This is a genomic window from Paenibacillus sp. J31R109 (assembly GCF_059692055.1).
Genome location: NZ_JCAUAR010000005.1, coordinates 218,837 through 232,607 on the forward strand (window position 1 = coordinate 218,837; position 13,771 = coordinate 232,607).

Here is a 13,771-nt window from a genome sequence, read left to right on the forward strand (position 1 = left end):
GGGGCATACAAATAACATGAAGCGTAAGTTCACATCACCAAAAGCAGTAGTAAGCATCGTGCTTGGCATGAGTATTTTAGCAGGTTGTTCCAGCGCGGAGGATAGTCCAGCAACTTCACCTGCTGCAAGTCCGGCGGCGACGAAGAGCGTGACAACTGTAGCGAAGGAGAATGATCGAACGAAGTTTGATCCACCGGTTACGATCACAGCAGCGATTGCCCTAAAACCATCCGATAAGCTGCGCAATGGTGACACGCCTGAGAATAATCCAATCTCCCGTTGGTTTAAAGACACGCTAGGCATTGTAACGAAATATCAATGGGTGGTCACGGATGCGAGTGCGCTGGAAACGAAAGTTCGTTTAGCTCTAACAAGCGGCGAAGCATTGCCGGACGTTCTCAGTGCCTCTGGTACCGTGTTTGAAGATCTTGTTGCCTCCAAGAAAATTCAATCCATTGACGAGGCCTTCGAGAAGTATGCAACGCCAAGGGTGAAAGAATCCTATCAGAAAAATCCGGAAGTATGGAATTTGGTCAAACGAAACGGAAAACTGTATGGGTTGCCTACCCTGTCCAATGGGATTGTAGGGAACACCGTGATGTGGATCCGAGAGGATTGGCTCAAGAAGTTAAATCTCAAAGCACCAACGAATGTGCAAGAATATGAAGCGGTCATGGATGCGTTTACAAACAAGGATCCTGATGGCAATGGAAAAAAAGATACGTATGGTATGGCCTTTGGGGCAAACACCGGCTACCATAAACCAACGATGAACTTCATGTCGGATGCTTCGTTTATCTTTGGTCAAGATCAGCCGTACCAATGGTTGAAGGGGACAGATGGCAAGCTGCAATACGGCTCAACGAAGCCAAGTGTGAAGGATGCTTTAGGCAAGTTACAAGAATGGTTCAGTAAGGGGTATATCAGTCCTGACTTCGGTACGCAAGACGCAGCGAAAGCTATGGCAGACTTTACTTCAGGTAAAGCTGGAATCGCTTTTGCGCCAGGATGGGCTGGCGGCTGGCCAGTAGGTACGGCAGTGACAGAAGCCAAAACCAAAAATCTAGCCTTGGATTTCAAACCATATCCGATTCCAGCGGGAATTAAAGGCGAGGTGGGAAGACAGGCATCACCGCCATCCTATGGGAATTACGTTTTCCGTGAAGGATTTAAGAATATGGAAGCGATCTTTAAATATTGGGATACGATGTATGGCTGCTCGGTTGAGGATGCGCAGTGTCCATTTGCTAACGGTAAGGGAGAAGGCTATGACTTTGTGATGAAAGATGGAAAGCCGGATTGGAAGAACATTCCCGAAGGTACATTGAGCTTGAATGCCTATCTGCTGATGTCACCAGGATCCGGAACAGCTCCAACGAATGTCATGTCAGGACCTAACATTTACCAACGTGTTGCAGCAGGGAAGAAAGACAATATTTTTGAGCAAAAACTAGCTGCCGAGAATGGCCAATTAACGATTGACGGCTTTGCAGTTGCCTTTCAACAGCTAAATAAAGATGTGCAAAGCGGATTCTTTGGCGCAAATACACCGACCATGAAAGACAAGTGGGAGCAGCTGATTGCCTTGGAAGAGCAAGCCTTCCTGCAAATCATTTACGGTAAACAAAAACCGGACTATTTTGATACCTTTGTGAAGCAATGGAATGATCAAGGCGGCGCACAAATTACCAAAGAAGTGAATGAATATACGGCTAGCCTGAAGTAATTGTTCCATGAGGTGATAAGAAATGCGGAGTGCTGGTGTAACTGGGGTTCTCCGCATTTTCTTTTTATAGAGAAGTCCTAACGATCGATAGGAGACGAATCGGATGAAATCGGAAACGATACAATACGCTTTGCAAGAGCGGGCAATTCCCCTTAAAAAGAGAAAAGGCTTCCTCAATCTTAGACAAACATGGCCCCTACATGTGTTCTTGTTGCCTTCCGTTGTGTTATTGCTCATTTTCAGCTATACGCCGATGGTCGGATTTGCAATTGGCTTTCAAGACTTCAAACCATGGTTAGGCCTTTTTGGTTCACCTTTTGTGGGATGGAAGCATTTTACATTTATGTTTCACGATCCAACGGCCTTGCAAGTCATTTGGAATACGCTGATCATTGCGATTCTCAAAATTATTGCAGGCTCCTTAGCGCCTTTCATTTTCGCCTTACTGTTGAATGAAGTTCGTGCCATCATCTTCAAGCGAGTGATTCAATCGCTGGTCTACTTGCCTCATTTTATTAGCTGGGTCATTCTCGGTGGCATCCTTACGGATCTGTTGTCTACGAATGGGATGATCAATCAACTTCTCGTCGGGATAGGCTTGGATAAGATCTTCTTCCTGGGAAGCGGAAACTGGTATCGCTTTACCCTTGTCGTCAGTGATGTGTGGAAGGATTTTGGATTCGGTACGATCATCTATTTGGCTGCTATGGCAGGTATTAATCCGAATATGTATGAGGCTGCCGATATTGACGGTGCAAATAATTGGCAGAAAACGATTCACATTACCATTCCAGCTGTGATTCCTATAGCCATTGTTATTGTTACTTTATCGTTAGGCAACATTCTGAATGCTGGATTTGATCAAGTATTTAACACCTATAATCCACTTGTTTATCCAAAAGGCGATATTATAGACACCTATGTCTACCGGATTGGTTTACAACAAGGTTCGTACAGTTTCGCAACCGCAGTTGGATTTTTCAAGTCCATCATTGGATTTATTCTTATTGCTACGACGTACAAATTAGCATCTAAATATGCAAATTACAGGATTTTCTGAGGGGATATAGCTATGATTAAATTATCGTTCTCCACGAAAATGTTTCAATTCTCGAACTATATTTTTCTATCGATTGCCGCTTTTCTCTGCATTCTTCCTATGGTTCATGTCTTGGCTGTATCCTTTAGTTCAGACTATGCGACGACAGCTTACTTAGTTAAATTTTGGCCCGTCGGCTTTAATCTCACGGCATACGAGAAAGCTTTGAACAGTAATAACTTTCTGGTTGCCTTCAAAGTCAGTGTGTTCAGGACGGTGCTTGGAACAGCACTTACGATGTTTCTGACCATGCTGGCAGCGTATTCGATGTCGAAAGAGGATCTTTACTTTAAAGGAAGAACCTTCTATGCGTGGTTCTTTGTCTTTACGATGCTCTTCCACGGTGGACTTATTCCAACATATCTGGTGGTTCAGAAAATAGGGCTAACTAATTCTCTACTAGCCTTAATCTTGCCTTCGGCTGTCAATGTCTTCAACGTCGTCCTAATGATGAATTTTTTCCGAGGAATACCAAAGGAATTGCAAGAAGCAGCGATGATGGATGGAGCAGGACATTTCCGAATTCTATTCACGATATTCATGCCAATTTCTTTACCATCCATTGCCACATTGTCCTTATTTACGATGGTTTTTCATTGGAATGCTTGGTTTGACGGCATGATTTATATGAACAAAGCAGAGCTTTTTCCATTAGCTACCTTTCTGCAAGCATTAATTGCCAGCTTTGATTTTACGAAAATTGGTCTTAATCCAGAGGATTTGAATAAATTATCGGAGCGTTCTTTAAAATCAGCGCTGATCTTTATTGGTACAGTTCCGATCTTGCTTGTGTATCCTTTTCTGCAAAAGTACTTCGTACAAGGGATGACACTGGGGTCAGTAAAAGAATAAATCAAAGTGAAATGGCTGTTAGGGCAATCCTAGGAGCTGTTTTCACTGTATGATTTTTACAATCATAAGCTTTCAATTGGTATAATAGAGCAAACGGAAGATAGGGAGCACCGGCTAATGAATCTAATCAAGAGAGTAATCCTTCTTATCGTGATGAGTTTAATCGTCATTCTTGCCCTTTACGCCTATTCCTATAAACAAAGTGTACATGTCATTGAAAATCAAATTAATACACGGAATGAAGAAAAGTTATCGTACTTTCTCAACCGAATTGAAAGCTTATTGGATCAGAATATGATCTACGCCACGCTCGTCACCAAAGATCCAGAAATTAAAAAAGTCGCCTACGGTGAATTGCCCCCTGCCAGTTATGATCGCGTAAGTGTGGTTCAATCGATTGAAAGCAAGCTCAACCTATTTAGTATGACCAATCAAATTATGAACATTATTACGCTCTATTTTCCGAAAATCGACCTTGCTTTGTCTACAGTACCTTCAACAGGATTGAATCAAGTGGAGATCTTAAAGGATTACACAGCCAATTGGAAATTAACGAAAGTCGATATAAGTGGTGTCAAAACGGATGCGTTTTCACGGTTTTTCATATCGCCGTATCAGGCAGAAGCAACGGATATCATGAAATCAGATTTCATTATACGTGTTGATTTTTTTACGAAAAATATTGCGAATTTACTGGATGAGTTTAAAATCGCCGGCAACGGTGACGCCTTTTTCTACGGCAGTTCCGATCAAATTGTGTATAACAGTACCGCGAATATGACGCTCATTCAACAGTTGATGCAGAAGTCTCCCTTTCAGGATGGAAAAGGGTTGAAGAAGAGTTCAACGGTCGTCGAGTTGAGTGGAAAGAAATATATTCTCTATGTGCTTCCATCTAAGAAGTTAAACTGGAGCTTGGTTGATATTGAGCCCCTGGAGGAAATTCTCAACCCGGTGAATCATAGTCGCAATTTATTTTATCTCATTCTGTTTTTGTTGTTATTACTCGGTATGGTGGCTGCTTATTTCTTGTATTTTTATATCCAGGTACCGATTCGCATCTTAATCCGCAGCTCGGAGCATATCAAAAACAAAAATTTCTCGTATCGCATCCAAAGCTTGCGGAAAGATGAGTTTAAACAGTTGTTTGATTCCTTTAACGATATGGCGAAAGAAATAGATGAACTGATTAAACGCGTGTACGTAGAAGAGATTCGCTCTAGAGAAGCTGTGATGAAGCAGCTTCAATCGCAAATTAATCCTCATTTTCTGTATAATTGCCTAGCGTATATCGTAAATATGGCAAAAATGAACAAGCCTCAGTCGGTTATTGCGATGGCTCATAATTTGGGGGATTACTATAAATATACGACCCGGAATGAGACGTTGGAGACCACACTCGGCACTGAGCTGGAGCTGGCTGTTAATTATATGAATATTATGAATCAGCAACTGGATAAATTTCGGTATATTGTTTCCGTCCCAGAGACAATGAAAGCAATGAAAATTCCCAAACTAATCATTCAACCTATCATTGAAAATGCGATCGTACACGGACTCGAGGAAATTTCGATGAACGGCCTTATCACCATTGTTGGTCTTGATGACGGTCCGCTCTACCGGCTGATTATTGAGGATAACGGGCCAGGCTTGTCGGCCGAAGCTTTGACTAAGTTAAGGCTTAAGACGGAAGATGAGCACAATGATTCCCCGCAAAAAGGGGTTTGGAATGTCTATCACCGTTTCCACTATTATTTTGGACAGCGGTCCCGAATGCGTTTGGATAATTCGGCGCTAGGCGGATTGCGGATTGAGTTGATCTGGGAGAAAGCAGCAGGGGAGTGAGCTCAGAGATGTTTTCATTACTGATTGTAGATGATCATAAGCATCAAGTGGATACGTTAGCAGTTACATTACCCTGGGAAGAGCTAGGGATAACCACGATTCATAAAGCCTATGAAGGCCAAGGGGCGCTGGCTATTCTGGAGACACATCCCATTGATATTGTCATCACAGATATTCGTATGCCTGGCATGAGTGGTCTGGAGTTATTAGAACGCATTAACGAATCCAACCGGAAGATTGATGCCATTCTGTTGACAGGCTATGCCGAATTCGAGTATGCGAAGAAGGCGATCGAGCTGCATGCGCTGGAGTACCTGATTAAACCTGTGCGCGATCAATTGCTCATCGACGCTGTAAGCCGCATCATCAGCAAGCGTCAGAATGAGTTACAACATTCGCAAGCTTTTGAACAGGCCAATGCGATCCTGCATCAAAATTTACCACTTCTAAAAGAGAATTTATTACATGATCTTTTGCAAGGAGCAAAAATCTCTTCTAAGCAACTGACAGAGAAAGTGGAGATGTATCAAATTCCATTTGCCTGTGGCGATGAGATTCGATTCATGGTGATTCAATTCGATCCGCATTTCTATGAATCTTATAATCTCTCAGATATGCAATTATTAGAGTATGCGGTTTCGAATATAGCAGAGGAATTGCTCCAAAGTCATTTCAGTCTGTGGACAAGGAGAGCACCGCAAGAAAATATCACCCTGATGCTCAAGCCGGTACATGCCGAAGGTGCTGCTTGGCACGAGGAAGGGCTGCTGTCGATTGCCAACCTGTTGTTGGAGCAGGTAAATCGGTATCTCAAAGGCAAGGTGGCGATCTACCTCTCTACACCGGCTCAATTTCCTGAAGAAGTCCAGGCTTGCTATACTTCGGTTATCTCTTCTGCTATGAGTTCTTCAGAGCGACAGGGAGTTTTTATCTTAAGTAGGCAAAATGTCATTAGCCGCGGAGTGGAGCCTTTGCGAACTTTGTATCAAGCTCCGATGCTGATCCAACTGATGGATAGCAACAATCTCGATAAGTTAAATGAGAAATTGCATGCCATTTTTCAAGAATTAGAGCAGAAACAAGCGGATTCCCGCGCTCATCTGCGAGAAGCCTACTTGCATGTGTTGAGCTGCTTTACCTTTTTGGCCCATAAGAAAGGCAAAGTCTTGGAAGATATTATCGGGATTGGCTCCGTTCATAAAGAACACAGTGTAATTCATTCCGCGAAACAATTGAAAGCATGGTGTAGCCTCATTCTGGAAGCGCTCATAGAGCAAGATTCACCCGTTGATGATGAGAATCATCTCCAGCTCGTCAATAAAATTCATGCGTATATTGAGCAAAATCTATCCAAGGATGTTACCTTGCAATCGATTAGTGAACATGTCTATCTGCATGCCGTCTACTTATCAAAAATATATAAAGAGATTACCGGCTTAAATTTGAGTGAATACATTTTGCATGCACGGATGGAAGAAGCGAAGAGACTGCTTGAAAAGACCTCCTTTAAAATATATGAGATTACAGAAAAAGTCGGATATCAAAGCCCACAGCATTTTATTCGGCGATTTAAACATTATTACGGCGTGACGCCGGACAGCTTTCGGAAGCAATAATAAGCGCGAGGGGAGTGCCACATGGACAACACATGGGTAGAGAAGGCATGGGAACGGGTTGTTGATAAAATTGAAAAAACAAGTCACACCTTGGGTGCATCGTTTCCGAATGGAACCGAGAATGGCCGTTACGTCACTTCGCCAGCCCATGATTGGGTAGCCGGTTTTTGGCCGGGAATACTCTGGTTGGTTTATGGTGAAACGAACAATGAACGGTTAAAATCGTTGGCTGTAGACTGCGAAAGGCAAATTAGTCAAACCTTATGGGAATATGAGCATTTACATCATGACATGGGTTTTATGTTCGGTCTAAGCAGTATGAAGCAGTATGAGTTTTTGGCTGATGAGGATGCAAAACGACACGCCTTGATGGCGGCCAATCTGCTTGCCGGAAGATTTAATCCTGTCGGTTCCTTCATTCGCGCATGGCCAAATTGGGGTGGCGAAGATCACAGCGGTTGGGCAATCATCGATTGTATGATGAATTTGCCTCTCTTATATTGGGCTTCAGAAACGATTGCCGATCCACGTTATCGTCATATGGCAGAGCTGCACGCCGATATGGTGCTCAATCATTTTATGCAACAAGATGGATCGGTCCATCATATTGTGGCTTTCGACCCGGAGACAGGCGCACGTGTGGGAGCGTTGGCGGGTCAAGGCTATGCCGCAGATTCTGCCTGGTCAAGAGGAGCGGCTTGGGCACTTTATGGATTTGCACTCAGCTATAGATATACAGGCAAAGAGAAATATGTAGCTGCTGCAAAGCGTGTAGCGCACTTCTTCCTGGACCATTTGCCCGCGGATAAGGTGCCATATTGGGATTTTCGCCTGCCCGAGCAGCAGGGTCAAGATGCGCCACGCGATTCATCAGCTGCTGCTATTGCAGCTTCCGGACTACTTGAAATCGCCGCTCTCGGGATGGGTGATGAGAAATTACTTTATCAGCAAGCAGCGGAGGAGATACTGTATTCACTTGCACATCACTATGCGGATTGGCAGGATGAGCCCCAGGGATTACTGCTGCATGCGACGGGATATTTCATGCAAGATATATTTGTAGACACCTCGCTGATCTATGGGGATTATTATTTTGTTGAAGCGTTATTAAAGTTGAAGAAGCTAAAGGTGTAAGGGGAAAGGCTGCCGATTCGTTACGGCAGCCTTTTAATGGTTGATTTTACAGCAACCCACGGAAGAACGTGCGGATATCACTTATCATTAAATCCGTCGCGTCGATAGCAGCAAAATGTGTCGCCAATATAGCATTAGATTGGTTAAGAAACGGTCTCGATCAACAGCCCCCACCGCATCGCCAAATCCATAGAACAATTCAGCTGTCCAAGCGAGCAGTCCGATAAACCAAAGCCTGAAATCGATGGGATGACAAGGTGAAAGGCGTCTTCTGCATTGCCACCATAGGAGGTCGGATCGGTAAGGGGACCAATGAGATCAAGAAACTCGACAGGTGATCCTGGCCAACCGTCAAGGGTGGTCGTAAATTGCGGGAGCTCATTCAGACGAGCTTCCTGCTCACGCCAGTTGAAAGCTGTTCCCCAATTTATTGTAAGTCATTGTCCCTGACAACATTTTGTCAGGAACTTTTTGTTTTTTTCTGATACAATGGACTTAGTTAACGATTGCAAAGGGGAAGAGATCCTATTGAAAATTCAGCGCCTGCTCGGCATTACGATGATATTATTAAGTCAGCGGCGGGTTAACGCCCAAACATTTGCAGATAAGTTTGAGGTAACAGTTCGGACAATTTATCGTGATTTGGAGACGATCAATTCCGCTGGTATTCCCATCGTATCTTTCACGGGAAATGATGGCGGCTATGAGATCATGGAGCAATTCCGGATTGATCGGCAAATTGTGACGTTTGACGATTTGCAGTCGATTCTGGTAGCGCTAAAAGGCGTACAAGCCTCCCTTAACGATAACGAGATGGACGATTTATTAACTAAAGTTAAGGCGCTTGTGGCAAGGTCTGAACAACACCAAATGGAAGAGTCAGGCGAGACACTCCTGTTTGATACGAACCTTTGGCATGGGGGAGGGATTAAGGATAAATCCATGCTAGCCTCGCTGCGTCAAGCTTCCAAAATAAGGAAGGTTGTCTCATTTGTATATACGAATTCAGATGGTGCTGTGGAACAGAGGGAAGTCGAACCCATCGGGTTAGCCTGGAAAGGATACGCGTGGTACTTGTATGCCTATTGCAGGCTGCGCGGTGACTACCGAACTTTTCGACTCTCCAGAATAAGCAGCTTACGAATCCATTTGGAGCACTTTCCAAACAGAGGTGTTGGAATGAGCGAGCTTGACGCGCGATGGGGCAATCAGGAGACCGGGCCATCCGTTCCACTATTGCTCCATTTTCAGTCACGTTTGAGAGTGAGGGTGGAGGAGGCCTTCGGTCTGGACAATGTTGAGATTCAGGAAGATGAATCCTTGCTCGTCAGGGTCAGCTATCCCAATAATCATTGGATGTACGGTATGATCCTTAGTTATGGTTCAGATGTTCGTGTGCTTGAACCTGCTTTTGTAGCTGAACAAATTAAAAGCCAAGGGGAGCAGATCGCGAATAACTATAAGGATTCGAGCGAAATATGGACCACCAACTCTGATTCCTTACAGTAGTCGGTGCTCATAGAATGCCGAGGCGCTTCAAGGCTTCCATAGTAACTGTCTTGGCGGTCGTCCCACTGCTGTCTACGTTAGTTGCGAACACCCAGTCGGTCTTCCCGCGCTCGACATAACCCACATACCAGCCGAGTCCCATGTCAGACAGGCGTGTCCCCGTTTTGCCATGCACCGTGTAATCGTCCTGGTCGTTATCGATCATGATTCGCTTGACGGTCTTCATCGTCTGCTCCTGGAAAGGGAGTGTCTCTTCCACCAGATCTTCCATGAAGCCGACCTGCTCTTCTGCGGAGATCTTTAGCGAGCTGTTCAACCAAAAGGTATCGATCCCTCCGCTAATATCCATATTGCCATAATGTATACGATCGACATAACGCTTCATCCGCTCGGCGCCGATGTCCCGGGCCATCGCTTGGTAATACCAGATTGCAGATGCCCGCATGGCCGAAGCCAGAGAAAGGTCGCGGTTCCAAACCTCAAATGGTCTGACGACGCCGTCCCACCTCTTCACATCGTATTCATCCTGAACCGCAGCCACTTCGAGACCGATGAGCGCATTCGGTACCTTAAATGACGACTCTGGTGTGAACTGCTGTTGGCTACGCTCGGGATTGCAGACGAAGGTGCGGTCTGTCTTCAGGTTTTTAATGACGATTGTACCTTGCACATCATGGAACAGCTCTTGGCAAGAGAGCTTCGACTCTTTCGGTGCAGCGTGTACAGGAAGTGCGGCAAGGGCCGTTCCACCGGCGAATAGTAGGGTGGCGAGTGCCAGGCCGACTTTGTTTTTCTTTGTCCAAGTAAGCAAATTGAATTCCTCCTTCAGCTTCTTCATAATGAAATAGTAGAATGGCTCGTGTCGACAACACTGAGTATAGAGCAATTTACGGCTGGGCTGCACCGATGTTTGCGGTGATTGTACCCATACAGTTTGTTGGGAGGCGTACAAATGGAGATGCTGTATGAAGTGATTGTGGAACAACTTTTGCAAGAGATGAAGGCTGGGAAGCGGATGCCAGGGGACAAGCTGCCGTCCATTCGGGAAGGGGCGGATGCGTTCGCCTGTAGTCGCAATACGGTGATTCGGGCGTACAGAGAGCTCGAGCAAACTCACCGAATCTATGCCGTGCCACAGAGCGGTTATTATGTCGCGCATCGCCACCAAGGCGGGGAGGAGACAAGAAACTCAGCGGGGTCGCAGGGTATCATCGATTTCGAATGGGCGGGGCCGGACCGAAATGCGATGCCTTATCGGGATTTTCAGATCTGCATGAACGAGGCGATCGAGAGATACCGCGAAGATATGTTCACGTATTCGGAGGGACAGGGTCTCGCATCGCTGCGATTCCAGCTGGCACGGCATCTAAGGGATCTGCAAGTATTCACAGTTCCAGAGCGTATTTATGTGGTGACAGGCTCGCAGCAGGCATTGAATGTGGTGGTGGGGCTGCCTTTTCCGAACGGCAAGGGGAACATCGTTGTGGAACAGCCCGTACATCCTGGTATGATCGAATCGCTGCGGGGATATGAGGGAGAAGTGTACGGCATCACGTACGAAGAAGGTGGTATGGATCTGGAGCGGTTGGAGGCGTTCTTTCGGGAAGGGAACGTCAAGTTCTTTTACACCGTTTCGCGATTTCACAACCCGACCGGGTACAGCCACACGAACGAAGCCCGTAAGCGCATGGTTGAGCTCGCTCAGCGATATGATGTGTACATCATTGAGGATGATTACATGGGGGACTTGGATGGCGATGCGAGGAACGACCCCATGTTCGCGTATGATCCGTCCGGACGGATCATCTATGTAAAAAGCTTTTCCAAAGTCATGCTTCCCGGATTGCGTCTCGGGCTGGCTGTCTTACCTGATGGGCTGCGGGAGGCTTTCTTGCAGGCAAAGTCCGCAGCTGACGTGCATTCGCCCCTGCTGACGCAAGGGGCGCTGGAGGTGTACCTCGAGAGCGGTATGTTCACCGCCCACATCGGCCGGATGCGAGAGATTTACCGCCGGAAAGCGGTGCTGCTGCAAGAAGCCTACGGCAGGTATTTACCGCCAGAAACGGCTTATACCCGTTCATCCTCCGGCTTCTATACCACGATCGGACTGCCGGCATCGCTCCGGGCACAGGCTGCAGCTGACTACCTGCTGGAGCGCGGGGTCCGGGTTGATCCTGCCCAACGGATGTACCTGCCGGAGTTTCGACAGGAGGGTATCCTCCGGTTGAGCGTCTCGCAGGTGGAGGACAGACTTATTGAGCCCGGCATTCGGCGCATCGGAGACGGAATTCGAGAGCTGCTTCGACAGCGGTCGGAAGTCAGGTTTGTGTCACGATAATGTTTGGTAATTAAAAAGAGGCTGTTCCCCAAAAGTCTAGATCAACTTTTGAGACAGCCTCCTATCGTCATTCACTTAGGATTCAGAAAGAGTAACGATTGGCAATATCACTTCAACCATAGTCCCTTTCCCAACTTCACTTTCGATTCGTATAGTTCCCTTATGATTTTGGATAATCCGCATGGAAACCATTAAACCCAATCCTGTTCCTGTTTCTTTCGTAGTAAAAAAAGGACTTCCAATCTTGTTTATTTCACTTTGTGGGATGCCATAGCCGGAGTCTTGAATTCGAATGTGGATTTTACCGTTGATTTGCTTGGTTTGTATGACCACTTCCCCGCCTTTAGGCATGGATTCAATCGCATTCTTTAGAATATTGACAAATACTTGATTGATACTGCGCTGACACTGAAGGAGTGATAATTCGGTATCAAAATCTTTCTTTATTTGAACGTTATAAAGGTTGGCTTGTCCTTCGAATAATGTGATGACGTGAATTAATTCATGGACCACGTTCCTTAGCTCATAAGCTTCATTTGAAGGTTTAGCTAACACTAAAAGCTCACTTACTATTTCGTTGATTCGGTCAATTTCTGATAACATGACTTCATTACGTAAATGGTTTGTACCGTCAATATCCTCTTTGACATACAGTTGCATAAATCCTCGTAAACTAGTCAAGGGATTTCTAATTTCATGGGCAATGCCAGCTGCAAGTTCGCCAACCAAGGAAAGTTTCTCAGATCTGCGAATTAATTCTTCAGATTGCATCCGTTCTGTAATATCACGCCCCATACTGATTACGTGTTGAAGCTCTCCTGCTGCATTTCTTATTCTTTTAGAGTGTGCTTCTTGCCAAATATACTGACCGCTTTTATGCCGAACACGATAAACATATATTCGGCTATCCGCGTTATTAGCATAACCGTTCTTTAACAAGTTGGAGTTCAGATCATCTTGATGCCAATAATCATAGGCAGATGTTCCAATGAGTTCATCTGGCTCATATCCGAGCTGATTACGAACTGCTGGGGAGACGTACGAGATGATGCCGTCTGGCGTTAAACGCAAAATAACGTCCTGTGAATGTTCGGAAATAAGCTTGTGCAGTTCTTCAATCTTTTTATACTCTTCTTCATTGTTTTTTTGTTTGGTAATATCAACAATTTGACAGATGGATATGCCACTTTCAGTGAGTCCCTGCTGGTTTCTTACTAAAGTAACATTGAGAAGCCCCCACACAATGGCACCAGATTTATGTATATATCGTTTTTCTAATTGATAGCCATCAATTTCACCTTGTACCACTCTATACCACAATGCCAGATCTGCCTGTAAATCTTCAGGATGAGTGACGGCTGCGACACCGAGTTCTACTAATTCACTTTCACTATATCCCAACATTTGGCAAAAAGAGGAATTAACCTTAAAAAGGCTTCCATCTAAAGAAATAAACGCCACGCCAATTGGCGATTTTTCAAATGAACGTAAGAGAAGACTATGGTCGTTGAATTGAGATAACATCCGATCCTCCCTTTAACGTAGCTACATGAATAACCTGACAAGGGCATTATAACAGTAATTTTAATTCAAATGAATATATGTGACTAAAAAAAGTGGTGCGAAAAGTCAGAGGAGAAATCCTCTTTTTA

Annotated in this window: 11 protein-coding genes; 8 read left to right on the forward strand and 3 right to left on the reverse strand. The window is 45.1% G+C overall.

Annotation, left to right across the window (positions count from 1 at the left end):
• The first annotated feature begins 16 nt into the window (after positions 1-16).
• The 6 genes from AC58QT_RS16165 (at position 17) to AC58QT_RS16190 (ending at position 8,272) form a co-directional block, all read left to right on the forward strand.
• Positions 17-1,726 (forward strand): extracellular solute-binding protein, encoded by a 1,710-nt coding sequence (locus AC58QT_RS16165; RefSeq protein ID WP_497409893.1) that lies wholly within the window; start codon positions 17-19, stop codon positions 1,724-1,726.
• 103 nt (positions 1,727-1,829) lie between these two features.
• Positions 1,830-2,786, forward strand: a complete 957-nt coding sequence (locus AC58QT_RS16170; RefSeq protein WP_497409894.1) for an ABC transporter permease — start codon at positions 1,830-1,832, stop codon at positions 2,784-2,786.
• A gap of 12 nt (positions 2,787-2,798) precedes the next feature.
• Positions 2,799-3,677, forward strand: coding sequence for a carbohydrate ABC transporter permease (locus tag AC58QT_RS16175; protein WP_310225571.1), 879 nt, complete (start codon positions 2,799-2,801; stop codon positions 3,675-3,677).
• A 117-nt stretch (positions 3,678-3,794) separates the two neighbouring features.
• Positions 3,795-5,522 (forward strand): sensor histidine kinase, encoded by a 1,728-nt coding sequence (locus tag AC58QT_RS16180; RefSeq protein WP_497409895.1) that lies wholly within the window; start codon positions 3,795-3,797, stop codon positions 5,520-5,522.
• A gap of 8 nt (positions 5,523-5,530) precedes the next feature.
• A complete protein-coding gene (locus tag AC58QT_RS16185) occupies positions 5,531-7,138 on the forward strand; it encodes a response regulator (RefSeq protein ID WP_497409896.1) in 1,608 nt (535 codons plus the stop codon).
• A 21-nt stretch (positions 7,139-7,159) separates the two neighbouring features.
• On the forward strand, positions 7,160-8,272 hold the full coding sequence (locus tag AC58QT_RS16190) for a glycoside hydrolase family 88 protein (protein ID WP_497409897.1): 1,113 nt from the start codon (positions 7,160-7,162) through the stop codon (positions 8,270-8,272).
• A gap of 143 nt (positions 8,273-8,415) precedes the next feature.
• Here AC58QT_RS16190 and AC58QT_RS16195 read toward each other — a convergent pair whose 3' ends face one another.
• Complete coding sequence (locus AC58QT_RS16195) at positions 8,416-8,703, reverse strand: epoxide hydrolase N-terminal domain-containing protein (protein ID WP_497410039.1); 288 nt, start codon at positions 8,701-8,703, stop codon at positions 8,416-8,418.
• A gap of 97 nt (positions 8,704-8,800) precedes the next feature.
• Here AC58QT_RS16195 and AC58QT_RS16200 point away from each other — a divergent pair, with 97 nt between their 5' ends.
• Entirely contained in the window at positions 8,801-9,781 is a 981-nt protein-coding gene (locus AC58QT_RS16200; protein WP_497409898.1) for a helix-turn-helix transcriptional regulator, read from the forward strand.
• A 7-nt stretch (positions 9,782-9,788) separates the two neighbouring features.
• Here AC58QT_RS16200 and blaOXA read toward each other — a convergent pair whose 3' ends face one another.
• A complete protein-coding gene (gene blaOXA, locus AC58QT_RS16205; RefSeq protein WP_497409899.1) occupies positions 9,789-10,592 on the reverse strand; it encodes a class D beta-lactamase in 804 nt (267 codons plus the stop codon).
• Between the two features lie 141 nt (positions 10,593-10,733).
• Between blaOXA and AC58QT_RS16210 the strand changes: the two genes are divergently transcribed.
• Positions 10,734-12,119 carry an aminotransferase-like domain-containing protein gene (locus tag AC58QT_RS16210; protein ID WP_497409900.1) on the forward strand — a complete coding sequence of 462 codons (1,386 nt, stop codon included), beginning with the start codon at positions 10,734-10,736 and terminating at the stop codon, positions 12,117-12,119.
• A 75-nt stretch (positions 12,120-12,194) separates the two neighbouring features.
• Here AC58QT_RS16210 and AC58QT_RS16215 read toward each other — a convergent pair whose 3' ends face one another.
• Entirely contained in the window at positions 12,195-13,643 is a 1,449-nt protein-coding gene (locus tag AC58QT_RS16215; protein WP_497409901.1) for a PAS domain S-box protein, read from the reverse strand.
• Positions 13,644-13,771 lie beyond the last annotated feature (128 nt).

Excerpts from the sequence above, each read along its gene's own strand:
- AC58QT_RS16175 (WP_310225571.1), top strand. The coding sequence starts at position 2,799 with ATGATTAAATTATCGTTCTCCACGAAAATGTTTCAATTCTCGAACTAT.
- AC58QT_RS16180 (WP_497409895.1), top strand. The coding sequence starts at position 3,795 with ATGAATCTAATCAAGAGAGTAATCCTTCTTATCGTGATGAGTTTAATC.
- AC58QT_RS16190 (WP_497409897.1), top strand. The coding sequence starts at position 7,160 with ATGGACAACACATGGGTAGAGAAGGCATGGGAACGGGTTGTTGATAAA.
- AC58QT_RS16210 (WP_497409900.1), top strand. The coding sequence starts at position 10,734 with ATGGAGATGCTGTATGAAGTGATTGTGGAACAACTTTTGCAAGAGATG.
- AC58QT_RS16165 (WP_497409893.1), top strand. The coding sequence starts at position 17 with ATGAAGCGTAAGTTCACATCACCAAAAGCAGTAGTAAGCATCGTGCTT.
- AC58QT_RS16185 (WP_497409896.1), top strand. The coding sequence starts at position 5,531 with ATGTTTTCATTACTGATTGTAGATGATCATAAGCATCAAGTGGATACG.
- AC58QT_RS16215 (WP_497409901.1), bottom strand. The coding sequence starts at position 13,643 with ATGTTATCTCAATTCAACGACCATAGTCTTCTCTTACGTTCATTTGAA.
- AC58QT_RS16170 (WP_497409894.1), top strand. The coding sequence starts at position 1,830 with ATGAAATCGGAAACGATACAATACGCTTTGCAAGAGCGGGCAATTCCC.